Raw genomic sequence first — 18,187 nt, 5'->3', positions numbered from 1 at the left:
AATCCCGAAGTTATGCCGCAACGGACCGGTAGGTGACGTGCGGGCGAATTTGCGAGGGCGCGGCGACGCGCCGCTGCTCGCGCGGCAGCAGGACTGAAACGAGGATCACGAACTGCGCGAGCTGAATGTTCTTCGACGAGAAGCTCACTGAACTCGCCGCGATGATGACGATCAGCAGCATGATCGCCCATGCCGCGGCGCTCGAACGGCGCAGCATTTCGACGAAGAAACAGACCAGTCCGATCGTCAGCAGGGTGGTATGGATGAGGCCGAACTGCACGACCGATGAAATCCAGAAATTCTCGATGCCATAGTTGAGGCCGAGCTGCGACTGCAGCGCGTTCACCCGGACCGGGTTGGGACCGAGGATCAGTTCATTCCAGTCGAAATGCGAGAGCAGGCTGAAGGTGGCGTAGCGCGCCAGCGTGCTGCCCTTGTCGGAAGAGAAGCGCAGCAGCATCTTGTCGAAAATGCCGAGGTCGAGCGCCGCGAAGATAATGGCGCCGGCGGCAAACAGCACGCAGATGGCGAGAATGGCCGCGGGAAGCGGCATTCGCTTTCCCCGTATCAGGTGCAGCGCCTCGAAGCCGCCGATCAGTCCGATGACCGCGAGCACCGTAACCAGCGAAGTTCGGCCGCCAAACGCCATCAGCGATGCCAGGCAGAATGCGATCAAGGGCAGCCGCAGCAGAATCGGCGGACAAATCGCCGGGCGAAGCACCAGCGCCAGAACGTAGGCGCCGACGATGCCGGAAGCGGTGAGCGGATGGCCGAGTAGCGCCGCGGAGCGCCATTCTCCCATCACCACGACATCGCCGAGCGTCAGTGGGATCAGCCGATGGCCGGAGAAATACTCATAATATCCAAGCACGACGTTCAGCAGGATCGTGAAGTGAATGGCCCAAACCAGCGGGCGCCGTTGCGCGGGTGACAATTGCCACATCACCATCGCGATCAGGATCGGCAGCAGGAACGTGTCGATAATGACCGTGAAGGGGCGTTCGAGCACGATCACCTGGACCAGCAGAAGCAGCCAGCACAGCAAGTACGCCAGCAGCAGCTTCGATTCGGAAAACATCCGGTTGATCTCGCCGATCGGGCCGCGGCTGCGCATCAACAGCAGCGAGAAGGCGAGCACCGTGAAATAGGTCGCCGGATGCAGCTTTTCGTAAAAGTTTCCGCCCGCCGTGAGATAATGAATCTTCCAGTTGGTCAGCACGGAGGACGAGAGCGTGAAGGTTGCCACGACGGCGAGCAGCATCAAGCCGGTCGCGATCCGTTCGATGAACGCATCGGCACTCGCGATGCGCCCAGGTGTATGAGCCGGCCGCACCGCGTCCAATACAAGGGGGCGGCGGCGCATTTGTGCGACGCCTGCAGATCCGTTTAACGGTCCTCGCGTTCTCACCGCGCCGCTCCGGCATGGAGGCCCGCGGTGCCGTACGGCTTAAGATAGGCCGAGCTGCGGTAATAGTCGTAGAACTGCAGGCGGCTGAGATCGACGCGGGTCAACACTGTTCCCATGATCCGGTCGCTGACCGGGGACAGCAGGTCCATGGCGTGGGACAGCACTTCGCCGGGGGTCTGATCCCAGGCCAGCGCCACAATGATGCGATCGGCCAGTTCGGCGAGCGCGCGGCCATCGACCAGGGGCACCAGCGGCGGCGAGTCGATCACGATCAATTCGTAGCGGTGGCGGAAGTAATCGAGGACATCGACGATCCGGTCCGAGAACATCAGCTCCGTGATGTATTCGACCTGCTGGATCTTGGTCGACGGCAGAATCGAAAGGCCCGTGCTCTGGTCGACGAGCACGGCATGCTCCGGCGCGACGCGACCGATCGCGACCTCCAGAAGCCCGGCGTCGGCGCGCGGACAGAGCGCGTGCGTCACTTGCGGATTGCGCAGGTCGCCATCGATGAGAAGCGTCCGGATGCCGAGCGTGGCCAGCGACTGCGCCAGGTTGATGGCCAGCGTGGTTTTGCCCTCGCTATCGAGCGCGGAAGTGACCTGCACGACCTTCACCGGCTGCGATCGCATCGTCCGCTGCAGCGCAAGGCGAACGGCCCGGATCGCTTCCGCGAAGAACGTGCCGGGCTCGTCGATCGCGTAGCGCGTCAAGGGCGGCTGCAGCGGCGCCGGCAGGAGCTTGGTGGTCTTCGGATCATAGCGACCGAGTTCTTTTCGTCCGCGCCGGGCGAGACCGGCGAGCTCGCGCGAGCCGATCAACGGAACGGCGGCAAGCGCCGGCACGCCCGCAATGGCTTCGGCCCGTTCGAGCGTCTTCACGCGGTCGTCGAGATAGTCGGCGAGGAATGCCAGCACGCTGCCGGCGCCAAGGCCGAGCATCATTGCGAGGCCGAGGATCAGCATCGTCTTGGGCGATGACGGCCTGATCGGAATGCTGGCCTTGGTCACGATCCGCGAATCCGGCATTTCCAGACTCTCCTGCGCGGTCGTTTCCTTGGAGCGTGCGAGATAGGACTCATACTGGGTGCGATTGGCCTCGGCTTCGCGCTGCAGTTCGCGCAAGCGCACCTGGGCCTGACCTGAAGAGGTGGAGACGCCCTGGAGCTGGTCGAGACTCTGCTGCAGCGACGCTTCGCGCGAACGCGCCACGTCATAGTCGTGCTTCGTGCTCTCCAGTATTCGCTTGATTTCCTCGTTGATGAGCCGCTGCGTATCGCGCCGCTGCGCCCGGACGTTGGCGACGGAAGGATGACGCGCGCCGTACTTGCTTGAGAGATCGGCTTCGTTCTTGGCGATATCGGCGTACTGGGTCCGCAGCTTCGTGATCATTTCCGAGGAAATCGCCGCGTTGATGCCGCCAGGATCGCCGCCCGATTTCGCGATATCCTGGACCTGCTCGTGCTTTGCCCGCGCCTCTGCCGTTTGCGCCCGGGCGGCGATCAGCTTTCCGTTAAGGTCGGTGATCTGCTGGTCGTTGAGCGTTACGCCCTGCGACACCATCAGATTGTTGGCAGAACGAAAATCCTCGACTGCCTTTTCGGACGCGACAACTCTGGACTTCAGATCATCGATCTGTCCATTGAGCCAAGTCGCCGCAATGCGCGTGGCGTCGTATTTGGCGCGAACCTGCTCGTCGAAGTAAGCATCAGCAATCGCGTTGGCGATGGTGGCGGCCTTTTGCGGCGATTGCGAACTGACGGCGATGTCGACGAGGAAGGTGGTGCCTTGCCGCGTCACTTTCATCCGCTTCTGAAGGATATCGACCGACCGCGACTTGGCGGCGTCCTCCGGGCTGGCGCCGTCGCTCGGCCCGCTGCTGCGGAACAGGCTCTTGATAGGATCGAGCAGGCCGGGCTTTGGCGTGAATTCCTCGTCTTCCGTCAGCTTCAGCTTGCCGACGACGCGCGTCAGGATGGCGACCGACTGGATCAGCAGCGTCTGGCTTTCGATCGTTGCGTCGTCGGTGCCGAAGTTCGACAGCACGGACTGGTTGGTCTCGACGACATTGGCGCGGCGCGGATCGACCAGCACGGTTGAGGTAGCCGTATATAGAGTGGGGGCGAACAACAGATAGACCACTGCCAGGCTGAGCAGGACGGCGGCCGGCAGCGCCACCATCTTGTAGCGGCGGCGCAGGATCCGGCCCATCTCGCGCAAATCGACGGTCGGATACTGCCAGCTTTCGGCCGGCCGGACCGGAGGCTCGTCGGGAATCACATAGGGCAGGTCAGAATTGCGCTGTAACATTCATACCTACCAGATGCTTGTCGAAGCTGAAGACGGGGACGTCGCTGTCGCGCTTGGTGTAGCGGTAGTAGGCGGAAACGGCGGCGAAGCGGTTGACGAGATATTTGACGCGCGTGTCCGATGTGATCACGTTGTCCTTGCGGATCTGGCCGAAGAACTTGTCGTTCTCGTAGCCGCCGGCGAGCGACACAATGATGTTACGCCGCAGTTCGTAATCGAGGCCGAGTTGAACCGCATTCGCGAGCACGCCGGTGGCGCTGGTGTCGGTGGTCTGCGTGACGAGTTGTTCGGCATTGAAGTGAACATCGAGCAGGCGCGTCGGCCGCCACGTCAACCGCGCGCGGTAGGAGGGACCTTCGATGTTTCCAATCGACGGATCGTCGAAGCGCTGCTGGACGTAACCTGCGCCGAACTCGCCGGTGACCAGATTGCTTAAGCCGACGGTGATGCCGGACAGCGCGCGATAGCCCTGCGAGTCCAGGGTGTGACCGGGCGTTCCCCTGATATCGCGCTGATTGCCTTCCACGCCGCCGAACCAGCCGAGCGTGGAGGAGATGGCATAGTCGATCCGGCTGTGCAGGGAATAGATCTGCCCGTCGCGGGCGTCCTGGTTGATGACGGTGCCGTCCTGCGCGCGTGTCGATCCGTAGTCGTAGGAATCGGTGCGGAAGCCGACCGATGTCGTCAGCCGGTTGAACTCCTTGCGCAGGGTGACGTCGCCCGACATCAGATTGTACGGCGTCGGCGATATCGCGTTGGCGGGCGAAGTGAGCGTGCCGACGCCTTCGTTCAGATGCGCCACCTGAAAGCTGCCCAGCAGCATCGTGTCTTTCGCGATGTCCAGCCAGCCATTGCCCTTCAGGCTGGCGTTGGTCTGGTTCAGGCTCGAAAACTGGTTATAGACCGTCGACTGCGCATCCAGCTTCAGATCGACGCCATGCCGTCCCCATAAAGAGTGCGCGCGCAGCGTCGGCTCGATCACGGCCGCAATATCGGAACGCGGCGCGGTGTTCGACGCAAAGACGTTGCTGTCGTAAAAAGTGCCGGCGGTCAGCGACGGGTTGAACATCCACGAGCCGGAGCGAATGCCGACGGGTTCATAGCCAGGCTGTTGTCGCTTCTTCACCGGCATGTCCTCGGGCGGTATCTCTTCGCGGGTTTCCGGGTCGGTCCTGTCCGGCAGCGACGACGGCTCAAAGATTTTCTGCGAGTTCCACGGGGAAGCGAATTCCCCGCTGGTCCACGGAATGGCCTGTGCATTCGCCGACGAGCCAAGACCCAGCAGGATGGCAGCCGCCGGCATGGGCAAGAGGCTGAAGCGGCTTAGATCGAGAACGCGTATCGAACAGACTCGCTCTCCGCTTTCTTTAGACGCATTCAACGATGCAGATTCGAATCCCATCACCCATCCCTTGCGGGAGCGCGAAGGCGGCGAACACATATTGGGCGAGGCCCATCGCTCAAATAATGATCGTCGACTGCGCATAGAAACGGCAGGCCTCATACTCGGTACGCGGGCGCAAGGATTTTGGATTGTGAGATTGAAGTGATGCGCACGCCTGCAACGCGCCTTGCCGGAAAAATTTCCCCGCGCTGCAAAATTTTTCGCAATCGCAAAAAATTTTGTGATGACAGCGCAACACGAACGCTGTCATCCGCTCGCGAGCGGCATTCACCTCATCTGCAGTTCCGTGGATGGCTAGAAGTAGCGCTCCGGAATTCGGATGTTGTCGCCCGGATAGACCGGAACGGGAGCGTCAAGAGGATAAGTCTCTTCTGCACCAGCGCCTGCGCGGCGTAGAAAGACCTTGTTTTCGTTGGCGCGATACGTGAATCCGCCGGCGCTCGCGACGGCATCCATGACCGTCAATCCGTTGCGGTACGGGTATTCGCCGCTCTTCTTCACCTCGCCGAGAATGTAATACGGGCGGTATTGCGCGATCTCGACGTTGACGCGGGGATCACGCACGATTCCCTTTGCCAGTGCGGACGCGATCGACTTTTCGAGCTGCCGCGTCGTCGCGCCCGCAGCCTTGATATGGCCGGCGAGCGGAATCGAAACCTGACCGCTGTTGCTGATTTCATACTCGCCGGTGATGTCGGGTTCCCCGTACACCTTGAGTCTGATTCGGTCGTTCGGACCGAGAACGTAACCGTCCGCAGACGATGACGATGACGACGTTTGTGCTGAAGCTTGACCGGCACTGAAGCCGGCGATCGCAAGGACGAAGAGAAAGGGAAGCGTCAGGCCGGCGCTGAACGACCGTTGCTGCATGGCTGCATCTCCATGAATGCACGTAACAGCTGCGGATCATATGGAAGCAAAAACGGCGAAAGAATGTGAAGGCGAGAGTTCCGCTCGATTTGGTGAACGCGTGCTTCACATCATTAGAGTGTTCGGCGATCACAAGAACAGGATCGTCGATCCTTCGATTGCAATACAGGTCAGAGTTCCCGTGCGCCATGCAGCAGTGTCGATGTTGATTCGGTTGGGCCTGATATCCGGATGCGGCACCGGTGTATGACCATGCACGACAAATCTTTCGTGACGCTGCGTCGAGTCGAGGAACTCGTCACGAATCCAAATTAGGTCATTGGGATCCTGATGCTCGATCGGGACATCAGGGCGAATGCCGGCGTGCACGAACAAGAAATCGCCGCAACTGAACTGATTGCGTAAACATCGCATCACCAATTCGTGTTCACGAGGAAACGCGTCAACAAAGTGGCGATGTAAGTTGAAGGCTGTCTCGTTCTCGTCGCGCAACTCGATGCCGTAAGATGCAAGCGTTTGCATGCCGCCCAATTGCAGCCAGTACGGCAGGATCGCCGGGTCCTGAAGGAATCCTTCCATCACAGCTTCGTGGTTGCCTCGCAGACACACCGCACGATTGGCAACGAGGCGCACCGCAAGCAAATCGAGCACCGTGCTGGAGTCCGGTCCGCGATCGATGTAGTCGCCGAGATAGACCTCAATCGTATGTGCGATCGGCCTGCGCCTAATGTCGTCGTCGATTCGTGACGTGATCTCGCTCAATAGATCGGCTCGGCCGTGGACGTCGCCGACCGCATAGATGCGCGTGCCGGCTGGCGCTGAAGCGGTTACAGAGCGCGAAGGTGCCGCGAATGGTCGGTGCATGATGCAAGATGTCGATCATGGAACCGGGCGACGGTCAATCCACGACTCGGTGTGTCGATGCGTCTAGAAGAAGATCAGACGAATAAGAATGGCGATCGTCACCCACGCAATTGTGTTCCCGATAATGATACGGTTTCTGAGCTTGCGGTCAGGCAACAGTCTGTCGTGTTGCACCAGCGTGCGGCTATGCAGACGTTCGGCCATCATGGGCGCCTCCCCGGAACGGTTCCGTGAAGTGGACGGCTCGCGAATCGCTGCCGTCTCTGTTTCCTCCCGAAGCCTGGCGACCATCCTGCGCCTCAATCACTGTCTTTCGACAGGCTGTGGCCGATCGCTTCAGCTTTCGATGAACAATCTCGTGCAAAACAACGACGTGACCGCGATTTGTTGCCCGCGCAGTATCGCGAGTTTGTTCGATTGAATGTCGAGAATCGGAGAATGGAATTTGTTCCGAGATTTTTGATTATGCATGGCAGCGTCAAACGACGCGCAGGTCATTAACCAGGCAATTCGACACTAAGCGTCTCCGAACAAATCGGAATATCGCGTCGCACAAACTTCATTAACGATTCAGTTCCGTGCGTCTGCGGATCGCTTTCGCGTTCTCGCCAAATTTCGTTCAAGATTCTGGAAAGTGTTAGCGACTGCAAAGTGCGGACATTCGCTGCTGCGAAATCGTCACGCTCGTTGTCGAGCACCCCGAGGTGCTCGATCACAGTCCGGTTCCAGCAGAAGGGAGACTCATGGCCTCCATTGTGACAGCCAGCTTCGATCGGAACAACGTCACGCCGATTCGAAGAGAGCGAACTCAGATATCGGTCCGTCCTGTCGAATTTGCCGGCGGCGGTACGTCTGGCGCCTATCGAGCGCGCCGGCGTTCGCGCAAGCGCGCGCGGATCGAACCGTCATCCTCGATCGCAAAGCGCATCTTCGATGTTACCGCCGCAAGCGTCGCATTGCTGTTTTTCGCGCCGCTCCTGATCGCGATCGCGGTGGCGATCAAGGCGACGTCGCGTGGCCCGGTGCTGTTCTTTCAGTACCGCTACGGCTATCGCAACCGCCGCTTCAAGATCTACAAGTTCCGCACGATGCGCAACGATGCCGGCGACGCCCGCGGCGTAAAGCAGACGGTGCAGGGCGACGCGCGCGTGACGGCAGTGGGAAGAGTTCTGCGAAAGACCAGCCTCGACGAAATTCCGCAATTGATCAACGTTCTCAAGGGCGACATGTCGCTGGTCGGGCCGCGGCCGCACGTGCCGGGAATGCTGGCGGCGGATCTGCCTTATGAAGACCTCGTGCCCTATTATTTTCAGCGGCACACCGCGCGGCCGGGCATTACCGGGCTCGCGCAGGTCAGCGGCTGCAGGGGAAGCACGGCCGAGTTCGGTCCCGCGGTTTCGCGGATCGATTACGATCTCGATTACATCGAGAGGTGGTCGCTGCGCATGGACGTCATGATCATCATCCGTACGATCCGCAAGGAATTCCTGTCGGGAAGCGGATTCTGACCACCCGTCACTCAAGAACATCGAAGGACCATGCAATGGCGATGATCGAGCCGCGCGGCCGTATCGTACCCGTTCTCCTGTCAGGTGGCGCCGGCTCGCGGCTATGGCCGCTCTCCCGCGAAACCTACCCCAAGCAATTGCTCTCGCTGCTCGGCGAAAACACCCTGCTGCAGCAAACGGCGTTGCGGATCGAGGATCGCTCGCTGTTTGCCGATCCGATGGTGATCGCAAACGCCGAGCACCGCTTTGCGATCGGCGAGCAGTTGCGCGCGGTCGGGGTCGATCGTCCATCCATCGTGCTCGAACCGTTCGGCAGAAACACCGCGCCCGCCGTGGCGATTGCGGCATTGCTTGCCAGCGAATCCGACCCCGACGCCGTGATACTGGCGATGCCGGTCGACCACTGGGTGCGCGACCACGCCGCGTTCCGCGCTGCCATCTCGACGGGTATTACCGCCGCGCGCTATGGCCGCTTCGTCCTGTTCGGCGTTCGGCCTTCATCGGCGGCGACCGGGTTCGGCTATATCCGGATGGGCGATGAGCTGGATGCCGCGTCTCCCATTCGTAGCGTCGCCGGCTTCGTCGAGAAGCCGGATCTGGTGACGGTCGAGCGCCTATTGGCGTGCGACGAGCATGTCTGGAACAGCGGGATATTTCTGCTGCCGGCGCGCCAGTTCATCGACGAACTGGCGCATCGCGCGCCGGAAGTCCTCGCCGCCTGCCGCAAGGCCTTGACAGGCGCCACCCGCGACCTCGATTTTCTCCGCCTCGACGAGCGTGCCTTCGAGGCCTGCCCCGCGATCTCGATCGACTATGCGATCATGGAAAAGACCGACAACGCGGTGGTCGTTCCCGCCACGTTCGACTGGAGCGATGTCGGGAGCTGGTCAGCTCTGTGGTCGATGGCCGACAAGGATCAATCAGGCAACGTCGTCATCGGTGACGCGGTCGTGGAGGATGCGTCGGGTTGCTACGTCCGGGGCGACGGACAACTGGTCGCAGCGCTCGGGGTCGAAGACCTTGTCATTGCCACCTCACCGGATGTGGTGCTGGTGACCAGCCGCAAGCGCGATCAGGATGTCGGAAAATTGGTCGAGCGCCTGAAGGCAAACGGTCATCGTTCGGCAACCCAGACCCACAGCGTCCATCGTCCTTGGGGCTACTATCAGTCGATCCACGCCGGCGAGCGGTTTCAGGTCAAGCGCATCACCGTCAATCCTGGCGCCAAGCTGTCGCTGCAAAAACATTATCACCGCGCCGAACACTGGGTCGTGGTGAACGGTACCGCGATCGTCACGCGCGACGACGAAGAAATCTTGCTGCGCGAGAACGAGTCGATCTTCGTTCCCCTGGGGTGCATGCATCGCCTGGAAAATCCCGGAAAGGTTCCGCTCAACCTGATCGAGGTCCAGTCGGGCACCTATCTCGGCGAGGACGACATCGTTCGCGTGCAGGATATCTATGATCGCGTCTGAGGCGCGGCCGGATGAGTGGCAGCATCCGCATCGGGGACGGCGCACGCCGCAGCAAGGGCTATGCGCGCGACACCAAAGGAGGCGGCCATGAGTGCAAAACAGCAAGTGAAAGAGCTGGTGAAGGACGCGTTTCCGTCGATATGGCTGCAGTGGCATTTCATGAAGCGTCCCAAATCGGCGGAGCGCGAACTGTCCTATCTCGACAAGGTCATTCCCGATGGCGCGGTGACGGTCGACGTGGGCGCGAACTGCGGCCTCTACACGCGGCGGCTGGCGCGCCTTTCCCGGCAGGTCCATGCCTTCGAGCCTTCGCAGCAGATGGCGAGGTTGCTGCGCCGGACCTCGGCGCGGAACGTCAGCGTCCACGAGATCGCACTGTCTGATCATGACGGCGACGCTGAATTGTTCATCCCGCAAGGCGAGGACGGCCTGGTCTATGGCCTTGCCTCTCTGGAAGCGCGGGCCGAGCCATCGGCCAGAATGGTCTCCGCGCACGTGCCGATCGCGCGGCTCGACGCGGTGATTAGTCGGGATGTGGCGTTCGTGAAAATCGACGTCGAAGGCCATGAGTTGAACGTCCTCAATGGCGCTGTCGAACTTCTGGAGCGTTGCCAGCCGGTATTTTTGGTAGAGGCGGAAGACCGCCACCGTGCCGCGGCGACGCGCTCGGTGTTCGAATTCTTCCGCAGCAAATCCTATCGGGGGTTCTTCCTGAAGGACAACGAGGTGATTGACGTCGAGGCGTTCGATCCGGGAACGCTCCAGGATGCCGATGCCTTACGACCGGATGGCGGTCGCAAGGACGGTCAGTTCTACGTCAACAACTTCTTTTTCTTTCCCCGCCATCTCGACGGTGAATCGATATTGAGCAGCTAGCTCGTCGTTTCATCGCTCATTCCCGTCCGCGCGGTTGGGCCGCGCGCGGCGTAACACAGGATCCATAATGCATATAGCAATGATTGGCGCCGGCTATGTCGGGCTGGTGTCAGGCGCCTGTTTTTCCGATTTTGGGCATCAAGTCGTCTGCATCGATAGCAACGCGGAAAAAGTAGCAAGCCTCAACAACGGAGAGATGCCAATTCACGAGCCGGGACTTGCCGAACTGGTGGCGCGAAATGTCGCCCAGGGCCGCCTGTCGTTTGCGAGCGATCTGAAGTCTGCGGTCAACCAAGCGGAAGTGGTGTTCATCGCGGTCGGCACGCCGTCGCGCCGCGGCGACGGCCATGCCGATTTGTCCTATGTCTACACGGCAGCGCGCGAGATTGCGGGCGCGCTTCCCGATCGGGCGGTGGTGGTCACCAAATCGACGGTTCCGGTTGGAACGGGCGACGAGGTCGAGCGTATCATCCGCGAAGAGAATCCGGCCGCCTCCGTTGCCGTCGTTTCCAATCCCGAATTCCTGCGTGAGGGGGCGGCGATCCGCGACTTCAAGCACCCCGACCGGATTGTCATCGGAACGGACGATGCGCGCGCCCGCAGCGTGATGACCGAGGTGTACCGGCCGCTCCACCTTAACGCTTCCCCGATTCTCTATACCGATCGCCGCACCGCGGAGCTGACTAAATACGCCGCCAACTCCTTCCTCGCCACCAAGATCGCCTTCATCAACGAGATCGCGGACCTTGCCGAGAAGGTCGGCGCCAATGTGCAGGAAGTCGCTCGCGGGATCGGTCTCGACAACCGGATCGGCCAGAAATTCCTGCACGCCGGGCCAGGCTTCGGCGGCTCCTGCTTTCCAAAGGACGCGATGGCGCTGATCAAGACCGGCCAGGACAACGAATCGCCGCTGCGGATCGTGGAAACGGTGGTCGCTGTCAACGACCAGCGCAAGCGGGCGATGGCCCGCAAGGTCGCGAACGCGTTCGGCGGCAACATCCGCGGCAAATCCATTGCGGTGCTCGGCGTCACCTTCAAGCCCGAGACCGACGACATGCGCGACGCGCCGTCGATTCCGCTGATTACCGCGCTGCAGGACATGGGCGCCGAGGTGCGGGTGTTCGATCCGGTCGGCATGGAGCAGGCGAAGAAGGTGTTCGAGAACGTCACTTTCTGCGATAGCGCCTATCGCTGCGCAAAGGGGTGTCACGCGCTCGTCATTGTCACGGAATGGGAGCAGTTCCGGGCGCTGGACTTCAGGGAGTTGGCTGCCATCATGGCCTGTCCCGTCATCGTCGATCTGCGCAACATCTACTCTCCGGAGGAAGTGGAGCGGAACGGCTTTCTGTATTGCGGCGTGGGGCGGCCGAAATCGGTGGCCTACTGAAGGACACGAGCCGTCATGACATCGGCTGACTAAGGATACACGCATATGATGATTGCGGATCAGGCAATTCTGGTAACGGGGAGCGCGGGATTCATCGGATTCCACGTGGCGCAACGGCTATTGCAGTCCGGCCACCGCGTGGTCGGGATCGACAACCTCAATTCATATTACGATCCGCAACTGAAGGCGGCCCGGCTCGCTATCCTCCGCAACGATCCGCGCTTTCAGTTCGAAGAGCTTGATGTGGCGGATCGCGTCGCGATACCGGCGCTGTTCGCGCGCCATCGGTTTCCCGTCGTCATCCATCTGGCTGCGCAGGCAGGCGTGCGATACTCGCTGAGAGATCCGCACGCCTATGTCGACGCCAATCTGGTCGGCTTCGCGAACGTTCTGGAGGGATGCCGGCACAATGGCTGCCGTCATCTGCTGTTCGCGTCCTCGTCATCCGTCTACGGCGCCAACAGGAAGCTGCCGTTCTCGGTGCATGACAACGTGGATCACCCGATCAGCCTCTATGCCGCGAGCAAGAAGGCCAACGAGTTGATGGCCCATTCATACAGCCATCTCTACCGCATCCCGTGCACCGGCTTGCGATTCTTCACGGTATACGGCCCGTGGTATCGGCCCGACATGGCGCTGTTCGTGTTCGCGGACGCGATCGTCCGCGGCGACCCCGTCAAGTTGTTCAATGGCGGTCGGATGCTTCGCGACTTCACCTACATCGATGACGTGACGGAAGCGCTCGTTCGCCTGATCGATCGCGCGCCGCAAGGCGGGCAGCTAAGCCTCGGCGGCGCCCTGGACCCGGGATCGAGCGCCGCTCCCTGGCGCATCTACAATGTCGGCAACAACAAGCCGCAGCAGTTGCTGCATGTGCTCGATGTCCTCGAGCAGGAGCTTGGGCGCAAGGCCAAAAAGGAATTGCTGCCGATGCAACCGGGCGACGTGCCGACGACCTATGCCGATGTCGATGATCTCGTGCGTGACGTCGGCTTTCGCCCCTCGACCCCGATCGAGGATGGCATACAGAAGTTCGCAGCTTGGTATCGCGGCTATTGTGCGGCTTAGCCGGTCTCGCTTGTGCGGAAGTCCCGTGGCGTGGTGGCAAATCTGTCCTTGAACGTGCGGGTGGCATGGGCGGCGTCGGCGAAGCCGCACTGATGCGCAAGCCGCGCGATAGAAACGCTGGCCAGCGAAGGCTGCCGCAGCAGGTCCCGAAACAGTTCGGCGCGCAGATGAAGCACGTGCCGTTCGAACGTGGTCTCGCGGTCGGCGAAGATCCGATGAAACGTCCGCTCGGAAATGCCGAATTCGGCAGCGAGCGCCGGCACTGGCCGGATGGCGGCGATATTGGCTCTCAGATAGATATCGATCAGGCCGAACAGGTCGGGCCGGGACAGTTCATGGCTGGCGCCGGCGGCGAGACGGAGCAGGGCCGACAGATAGGCAACGATATCGGGCTCGCTCTGTCGCGCCGGCGCATCGGATAAGGAGATCGCGTCGCGAAACAGCGCGGCAATCGAACGTGCCACCGTCCCGGATAGCGGCACCGGCCTGGCGCAGAACCGCTCCGCCCTGGGGACAGACCGCAACAGCGAGGCGGCGGGGACGGTCGCGATCAGCAGCTCCACGCGCTGTTCGGAGCCGAACAGCCGATCCTCGAACGGGCGCCGCGCATCGTAGAGCACGCCGTATCCGGGATCGATGGTGCCTTCGTTTCCGGCCTGCACCATCGAGCTTCGGCCGCGCCGCTGAAAGTCGAACATGAATTCGTCCGAGCCGGCCCGGCTCACCAGCCTGGCATCGCGGGTGTAGCATTGCGGGCTGCTGTCGAAACGGACGAGCTTCGCTCCGCCGATCTCGACGAATTCGAAATGGCCGCTGACCACGGCGGAGCCGAGCGGCCTGGTCTCGACATGGGCGAACGACCGGCAGATCGCTTCGGTCCAATAAGCCGTCCGTTCGGTCGGACGGATCGGGTCGGTGGAGACGCTGATCGGCATCGCGCGGGTGGTTTCCCTGTGTGGCGCCGCAGCGTCGCCCATGAGCGGTGGGTCTGGCAAGGGCCAGAGGTGGCAGGCTCATTCAAGACGCCCGGCCCGGAGTGGCCTAGCCTGCATCCGAACCCCCATACATTCGGTCCGATATGGCACGTACAAAACCTTCCGCCCTGGCAGACGCCGTTCATCCGCTCGATCCCCTCAGCGAGGCCGAGGTCGCGCTGGCGTCAGACATATTGCAACGGGTCAAGAAGCTCGGCCCGGATGCGCGATTTACCCATGTGCAACTCGAGGAGCCGGCCAAATCAGACGTTCTCGGATGGAAACCGGCGGCCGGGCTGCCACGGCGGGCCGCCGCCACCCTGTTCGACTGCAAGACCGGCGCGACGCATGTCGCCACGGTGGACCTTGAATCAAAGTCCGTAACGGCGTGGCGCGAATATTCGACCAGGGCCCATCCTTATGGCCAGCCGCCGATCACCATCGAGGAAGTGTTCAAGGTCGGCGACATAGTCAAGGCCGACGCGGACTGGCGCCGGGCGATGAAGCGGCGCGGCCTGAAGGATGAGGACATCGAGCTGGTTCAGGTCGATCCGTTCTCGGCTGGCTATTTTGACCGCGAGGTGGAGAAAGGCCGACGTCTCGTCAGCGCCGTCTCTTATTGGCGCAGGGATCTCAAGGACAATGGCTACGCCCATCCGATCGAAGGCGTGGTGGCACTGGTCGACCTGATCGAGAACAGGATCGTCCATCTGGTCGACGAACCCGACATCATTCCGATCCCGAAGAAGTCGCGCAACTACGACCGGGCGTCGATCCCGCAAACGCGAAAGGACCTCAAGCCGCTGGACGTCGTGCAGAAGGAGGGCCCGAGCTTTACGATCGATGGCTGGAAGGTCAGTTGGCAGAACTGGTCGTTCCGCGTCGGGTGGACCGCGCGCGAAGGCCTCGTACTGCATCAGATCGCCTTCCGCGATGGCGGGCGGGAGCGGCCGATCATCTATCGCGCGAGCGTTACCGACATGATCGTGCCTTATGCCGATCCGACCGCGAACCATTTCTGGAAATGCGCCTTCGATGCCGGCGAGTATGGGCTGGGCAAGCTCGCCAATGCGCTCGAACTCGGCTGCGATTGCCTCGGCCACATCCACTATTTCGATGTGCCGGTTGCCGACGACTACGGCAAGCCCAGCGTTATGAAGAATGCGATCTGCCTGCACGAAGAGGATTATGGGATCCTCTGGAAGCATTACGAATTCCGCAACGAGACGTTTGAGGTCCGCCGATCGCCGCCTCGTCATCTCCTTCTTCACGACCGTGGGAAATTACGACTACGGCTTCTTCTGGTATTTTTATCAGGACGGCACCATCCAGCTCGAAGTCAAGCTGACGGGCATCATCCAGACCGCGGCGATCGCCTCGGGCAAGGACTACCCGTGGGGCGGCATGGTCGCCGAGAATCTCGGCGGCCCGACCCACCAGCACTTCTTCAATGCCCGCCTGCACATGATGCTCGACGGTGACGGCAACACCGTCACCGAACACGAATTTCGCCCGCGGCCATGGGGCACGGATAATCCCTACGGCAACGTGTTTGACGTCACCGCCCGGACGCTCTCGCGCGAGCGCGACGCGGCCCGCGAGGCCGACGGCCGGACCGGCCGCTACTGGAAGATCGCCAATCCCAACAAAACGAACAGCGTCGGTGGCCCGACCGCGTATAAGCTCGTAGCGCACAGCGCGCCCGCGATGCTGGCGCAGGAGGGCTGCTACATGACCTCGCGCGGCGGTTTTGCCACCAAGCATGTCTGGGTGACCCGTTACGCGCCCGACGAGCGCTACGCGAGCGGTGAATTCCCGAACCAGCATGCCGGCGGCGACGGTCTGCCGAAATATATTGCCCAGAACCGCGCCATCGAAAACGAGGACATCGTGGTCTGGCACTCCTTTGGCGCGACGCATGTCTGCAGGCCGGAGGATTTCCCGGTGATGCCGGTCGAATATGTCGGCTTCACCTTGAAGCCGAACGGCTTCTTTGCCGAGAATCCGGCGATGGACCTGCCGCCGGATCGCAATAGCGCCAGCCGCGACAACAGAGACAAGGATTCGTGCTGCGGCTGACAGTCCGCGAGTTCGCTTCATTTCACCAAGCAGGAGCTTGAATTTGGATATTCGGACCGGCCGGCCCGTCACACTGGCGTCAAACGGCATGGTGACGTCGCCGCATTCGCTCGCCTCTGCGGCCGGCCTTGACGTGCTTCGCGCCGGTGGTTCTGCGATCGATGCCGCGATTGCGGCCAGCGCGGTGCTCGCGGTGGTCTATCCGCACATGACCGGTCTTGGTGGCGACGCGTTCTGGCTCATCCACGATGGCGCCAGCGGCGAGATTCGTTATCTCAACGGGGGTGGCAAGGCGGCAGCGGAGGCTGCGCTTTCGTCAATCGAGCGACGGGGATTGCAGGAAATCCCGCTGCGGGGAATCGTACCCGCGACGCTGACGGTGCCGGGCGCGGTGGCGAGCTGGACCGAGGCGCATGAGGGCTATGGGCGATTGCCGCTCCGGCGCGTGCTCGAGAGCGCCATCGGCTATGCTGGCGATGGTTTTCCGGTCACCGGCCGCCTCGCCAGCTTCATCGAGATGATGCGCGATGATCTGCTGGGTGATTGCGAAGCCGCCGCGCTGTTCTTTCCGCAAGACGCGGCCGCGCCGCCGGGGACGAAGCTCACCAATGCAAACCTTGCCCGCACGCTTCAATCGATCGCGGAAGATGGCTGGCAGGGCTTTTACGAGGGGCCGGTTGCCGCCGAGATGTCGCGCTTTTCGGAGGAGAAGGGTGGTTTGTTCCGGCTCGCCGATTTCGGCCGGCAAAAGGCCGTTTGGGGTGCGCCGCTGGTTGGCCGCTACCGCGACGTCACCATCTTCAACACGCCGCCGCCGACGCAGGGTTTTACCGTGCTCGAAATGCTCAACCTCGTCGAGCCGTACGAACTGCACCGAAAGGATTTCCTCGGGCCCGATCACGTGCATCTCCTGGTGCAGGCCAAGCAGATCGCCTATCACGACCGCGATCAGGTGCTTGCCGATCCCTCCTTTGCCGAGGTGCCTGTCGAGCGGCTGATATCGAAGGAATACGCGCACCTGCGTGGCCGGCTAATCGACGGGAGGTCGGCATTGAGATGGGACATGGTGCCGTCCTTCGGCAGCCTGTCCGGCGATACCGTCTATATCGCCGCCGTCGATCGCCACGGCAATGCGGCGTCGCTGATTCAAAGCCTGTATGGCGCATTCGGCGCCTGCGTGGTTGCGGGAAAGTCCGGCGTCATCCTGCAAAATCGCGGCGCGTATTTCTCGCTGGATCGCAACCACCCCAATCGCCTCGAACCCGGCAAGATCCCGCTGCACACGCTGATTGCCTCGATGGCCAAGCGCGACGGCAAGCTCTGGAGCGTGCTCGGCTGCATGGGCGCGGACGGCCAGCCGCAAATCCAGCTGCAGCTCTATGCGGCCATGATCGATTTCGGTCTCGACATCCAGGAAGCGATCGAGGCGCCGCGGTTCCTTTCCGGCCGCTTCGCGCTCGGCGAGGCGCGCGACACCCTGCATATCGAGGGCCGCTTTCCCGAAGGGACAATCGACGCGCTCGCGCGACGCGGCCACGCGATCAATCGATGGCATGCCTGGAACGAAATGGCCGGTCATGCGCACGGCATCACGATCGATCAGCGAAACGGCATGCTGAGCGGCGGCTCTGATCCGCGCAGCGATGGCGCGGCGATCGGGTATTAGATCAGAGATGAACGCCCGCTCCGTCAGAAAGCGCCCGGCTACCTAGCGAGATCGGGCACAGCCATTGGACGGAACGCGAATGCAGGCTTCGATCTCAATTAAGATCGCCCTTCATGCATGCGGTGATAAAGGCTGTCTTTCCGGGCGTTTCATTGTTTCCCCAACCGCGTTGAGCCGCAAGACTCTGGCAGGATTGAAGGGAACGCTTCGTGGCATCCGACTCGTTTGTAGCTGAACTGGCGCGACGGATGGTTGGGATGGGCGTTGACGATGCCGGAGGCGGAGTCGCCGCCGGTGG

At 61.7% G+C, this 18,187-nt stretch carries 13 protein-coding genes and 1 pseudogene; 7 read left to right on the top strand and 7 right to left on the bottom strand.

Features of this window, described 5'->3' with window-relative positions:
* Positions 1–10 precede the first annotated feature (10 nt).
* The 6 genes from ACH79_RS04470 to ACH79_RS04445 all read right to left on the bottom strand — a co-directional run bounded on the left by ACH79_RS04470 (position 11) and on the right by ACH79_RS04445 (position 7,063).
* Positions 11–1,363, bottom strand: a complete 1,353-nt coding sequence (locus ACH79_RS04470) for a VpsF family polysaccharide biosynthesis protein (protein ID WP_202639172.1) — start codon at positions 1,361–1,363, stop codon at positions 11–13.
* A 41-nt stretch (positions 1,364–1,404) separates the two neighbouring features.
* Complete coding sequence (locus tag ACH79_RS04465) at positions 1,405–3,717, bottom strand: AAA family ATPase (RefSeq protein ID WP_161849943.1); 2,313 nt, start codon at positions 3,715–3,717, stop codon at positions 1,405–1,407.
* A complete protein-coding gene (locus ACH79_RS04460; protein ID WP_161849942.1) occupies positions 3,698–5,020 on the bottom strand; it encodes an outer membrane beta-barrel protein in 1,323 nt (440 codons plus the stop codon). The genes ACH79_RS04465 and ACH79_RS04460 overlap by 20 nt, the downstream gene beginning before the upstream one ends.
* A 396-nt stretch (positions 5,021–5,416) precedes the next feature.
* On the bottom strand, positions 5,417–5,992 hold the full coding sequence (locus ACH79_RS04455) for a polysaccharide biosynthesis/export family protein (RefSeq protein WP_161849941.1): 576 nt from the start codon (positions 5,990–5,992) through the stop codon (positions 5,417–5,419).
* Positions 5,993–6,121: 129 nt separating this feature from the next.
* Complete coding sequence (locus ACH79_RS04450; protein WP_246738417.1) at positions 6,122–6,754, bottom strand: metallophosphoesterase; 633 nt, start codon at positions 6,752–6,754, stop codon at positions 6,122–6,124.
* Between the two features lie 165 nt (positions 6,755–6,919).
* On the bottom strand, positions 6,920–7,063 hold the full coding sequence (locus ACH79_RS04445) for a hypothetical protein (RefSeq protein ID WP_161849939.1): 144 nt from the start codon (positions 7,061–7,063) through the stop codon (positions 6,920–6,922).
* A 536-nt stretch (positions 7,064–7,599) separates the two neighbouring features.
* Between ACH79_RS04445 and ACH79_RS04440 the strand changes: the two genes are divergently transcribed.
* The 5 genes from ACH79_RS04440 (at position 7,600) to ACH79_RS04420 (ending at position 13,170) form a co-directional block, all read left to right on the top strand.
* Complete coding sequence (locus tag ACH79_RS04440; RefSeq protein WP_161849938.1) at positions 7,600–8,364, top strand: sugar transferase; 765 nt, start codon at positions 7,600–7,602, stop codon at positions 8,362–8,364.
* A gap of 41 nt (positions 8,365–8,405) precedes the next feature.
* Complete coding sequence (locus tag ACH79_RS04435) at positions 8,406–9,839, top strand: mannose-1-phosphate guanylyltransferase/mannose-6-phosphate isomerase (RefSeq protein WP_161856205.1); 1,434 nt, start codon at positions 8,406–8,408, stop codon at positions 9,837–9,839.
* Positions 9,840–9,926: 87 nt separating this feature from the next.
* Positions 9,927–10,715, top strand: a complete 789-nt coding sequence (locus ACH79_RS04430; protein ID WP_161849937.1) for an FkbM family methyltransferase — start codon at positions 9,927–9,929, stop codon at positions 10,713–10,715.
* 67 nt (positions 10,716–10,782) lie between these two features.
* Positions 10,783–12,102: a UDP-glucose/GDP-mannose dehydrogenase family protein gene (locus ACH79_RS04425; protein WP_161849936.1), complete on the top strand. Its 1,320-nt coding sequence runs from the start codon at positions 10,783–10,785 to the stop codon at positions 12,100–12,102.
* Positions 12,103–12,153: 51 nt separating this feature from the next.
* Positions 12,154–13,170: an NAD-dependent epimerase gene (locus ACH79_RS04420; RefSeq protein ID WP_161856204.1), complete on the top strand. Its 1,017-nt coding sequence runs from the start codon at positions 12,154–12,156 to the stop codon at positions 13,168–13,170.
* Here ACH79_RS04420 and ACH79_RS04415 read toward each other — a convergent pair.
* On the bottom strand, positions 13,167–14,147 hold the full coding sequence (locus ACH79_RS04415; RefSeq protein ID WP_161849935.1) for a helix-turn-helix domain-containing protein: 981 nt from the start codon (positions 14,145–14,147) through the stop codon (positions 13,167–13,169). The genes ACH79_RS04420 and ACH79_RS04415 overlap by 4 nt on opposite strands.
* A 101-nt stretch (positions 14,148–14,248) precedes the next feature.
* Here ACH79_RS04415 and ACH79_RS04410 point away from each other — a divergent pair.
* Positions 14,249–16,223 (top strand): annotated as a pseudogene (locus tag ACH79_RS04410) (primary-amine oxidase).
* 43 nt (positions 16,224–16,266) lie between these two features.
* Entirely contained in the window at positions 16,267–17,889 is a 1,623-nt protein-coding gene (ggt, locus tag ACH79_RS04405) for a gamma-glutamyltransferase (RefSeq protein ID WP_161849934.1), read from the top strand.
* The last annotated feature ends 298 nt before the right edge of the window (positions 17,890–18,187 follow it).

This window comes from Bradyrhizobium sp. CCBAU 051011 (genome assembly GCF_009930815.1).
GTDB lineage: Bacteria > Pseudomonadota > Alphaproteobacteria > Rhizobiales > Xanthobacteraceae > Bradyrhizobium.
Note: the sequence above shows the minus strand (reverse complement) of the source record. Positions and strands in the feature narration are given on the sequence as shown.

Coding starts and splice junctions, on each gene's coding strand:
- ACH79_RS04435 (WP_161856205.1), top strand. CDS start 8,406: ATGATCGAGCCGCGCGGCCGTATCGTACCCGTTCTCCTGTCAGGTGGC.
- ACH79_RS04460 (WP_161849942.1), bottom strand. CDS start 5,020: ATGCCGGCGGCTGCCATCCTGCTGGGTCTTGGCTCGTCGGCGAATGCA.
- ACH79_RS04455 (WP_161849941.1), bottom strand. CDS start 5,992: ATGCAGCAACGGTCGTTCAGCGCCGGCCTGACGCTTCCCTTTCTCTTC.
- ACH79_RS04470 (WP_202639172.1), bottom strand. CDS start 1,363: ATGCGCCGCCGCCCCCTTGTATTGGACGCGGTGCGGCCGGCTCATACA.
- ACH79_RS04465 (WP_161849943.1), bottom strand. CDS start 3,717: ATGTTACAGCGCAATTCTGACCTGCCCTATGTGATTCCCGACGAGCCT.
- ACH79_RS04430 (WP_161849937.1), top strand. CDS start 9,927: ATGAGTGCAAAACAGCAAGTGAAAGAGCTGGTGAAGGACGCGTTTCCG.
- ACH79_RS04415 (WP_161849935.1), bottom strand. CDS start 14,147: ATGGGCGACGCTGCGGCGCCACACAGGGAAACCACCCGCGCGATGCCG.
- ACH79_RS04425 (WP_161849936.1), top strand. CDS start 10,783: ATGCATATAGCAATGATTGGCGCCGGCTATGTCGGGCTGGTGTCAGGC.
- ACH79_RS04440 (WP_161849938.1), top strand. CDS start 7,600: ATGGCCTCCATTGTGACAGCCAGCTTCGATCGGAACAACGTCACGCCG.
- ACH79_RS04445 (WP_161849939.1), bottom strand. CDS start 7,063: ATGATGGCCGAACGTCTGCATAGCCGCACGCTGGTGCAACACGACAGA.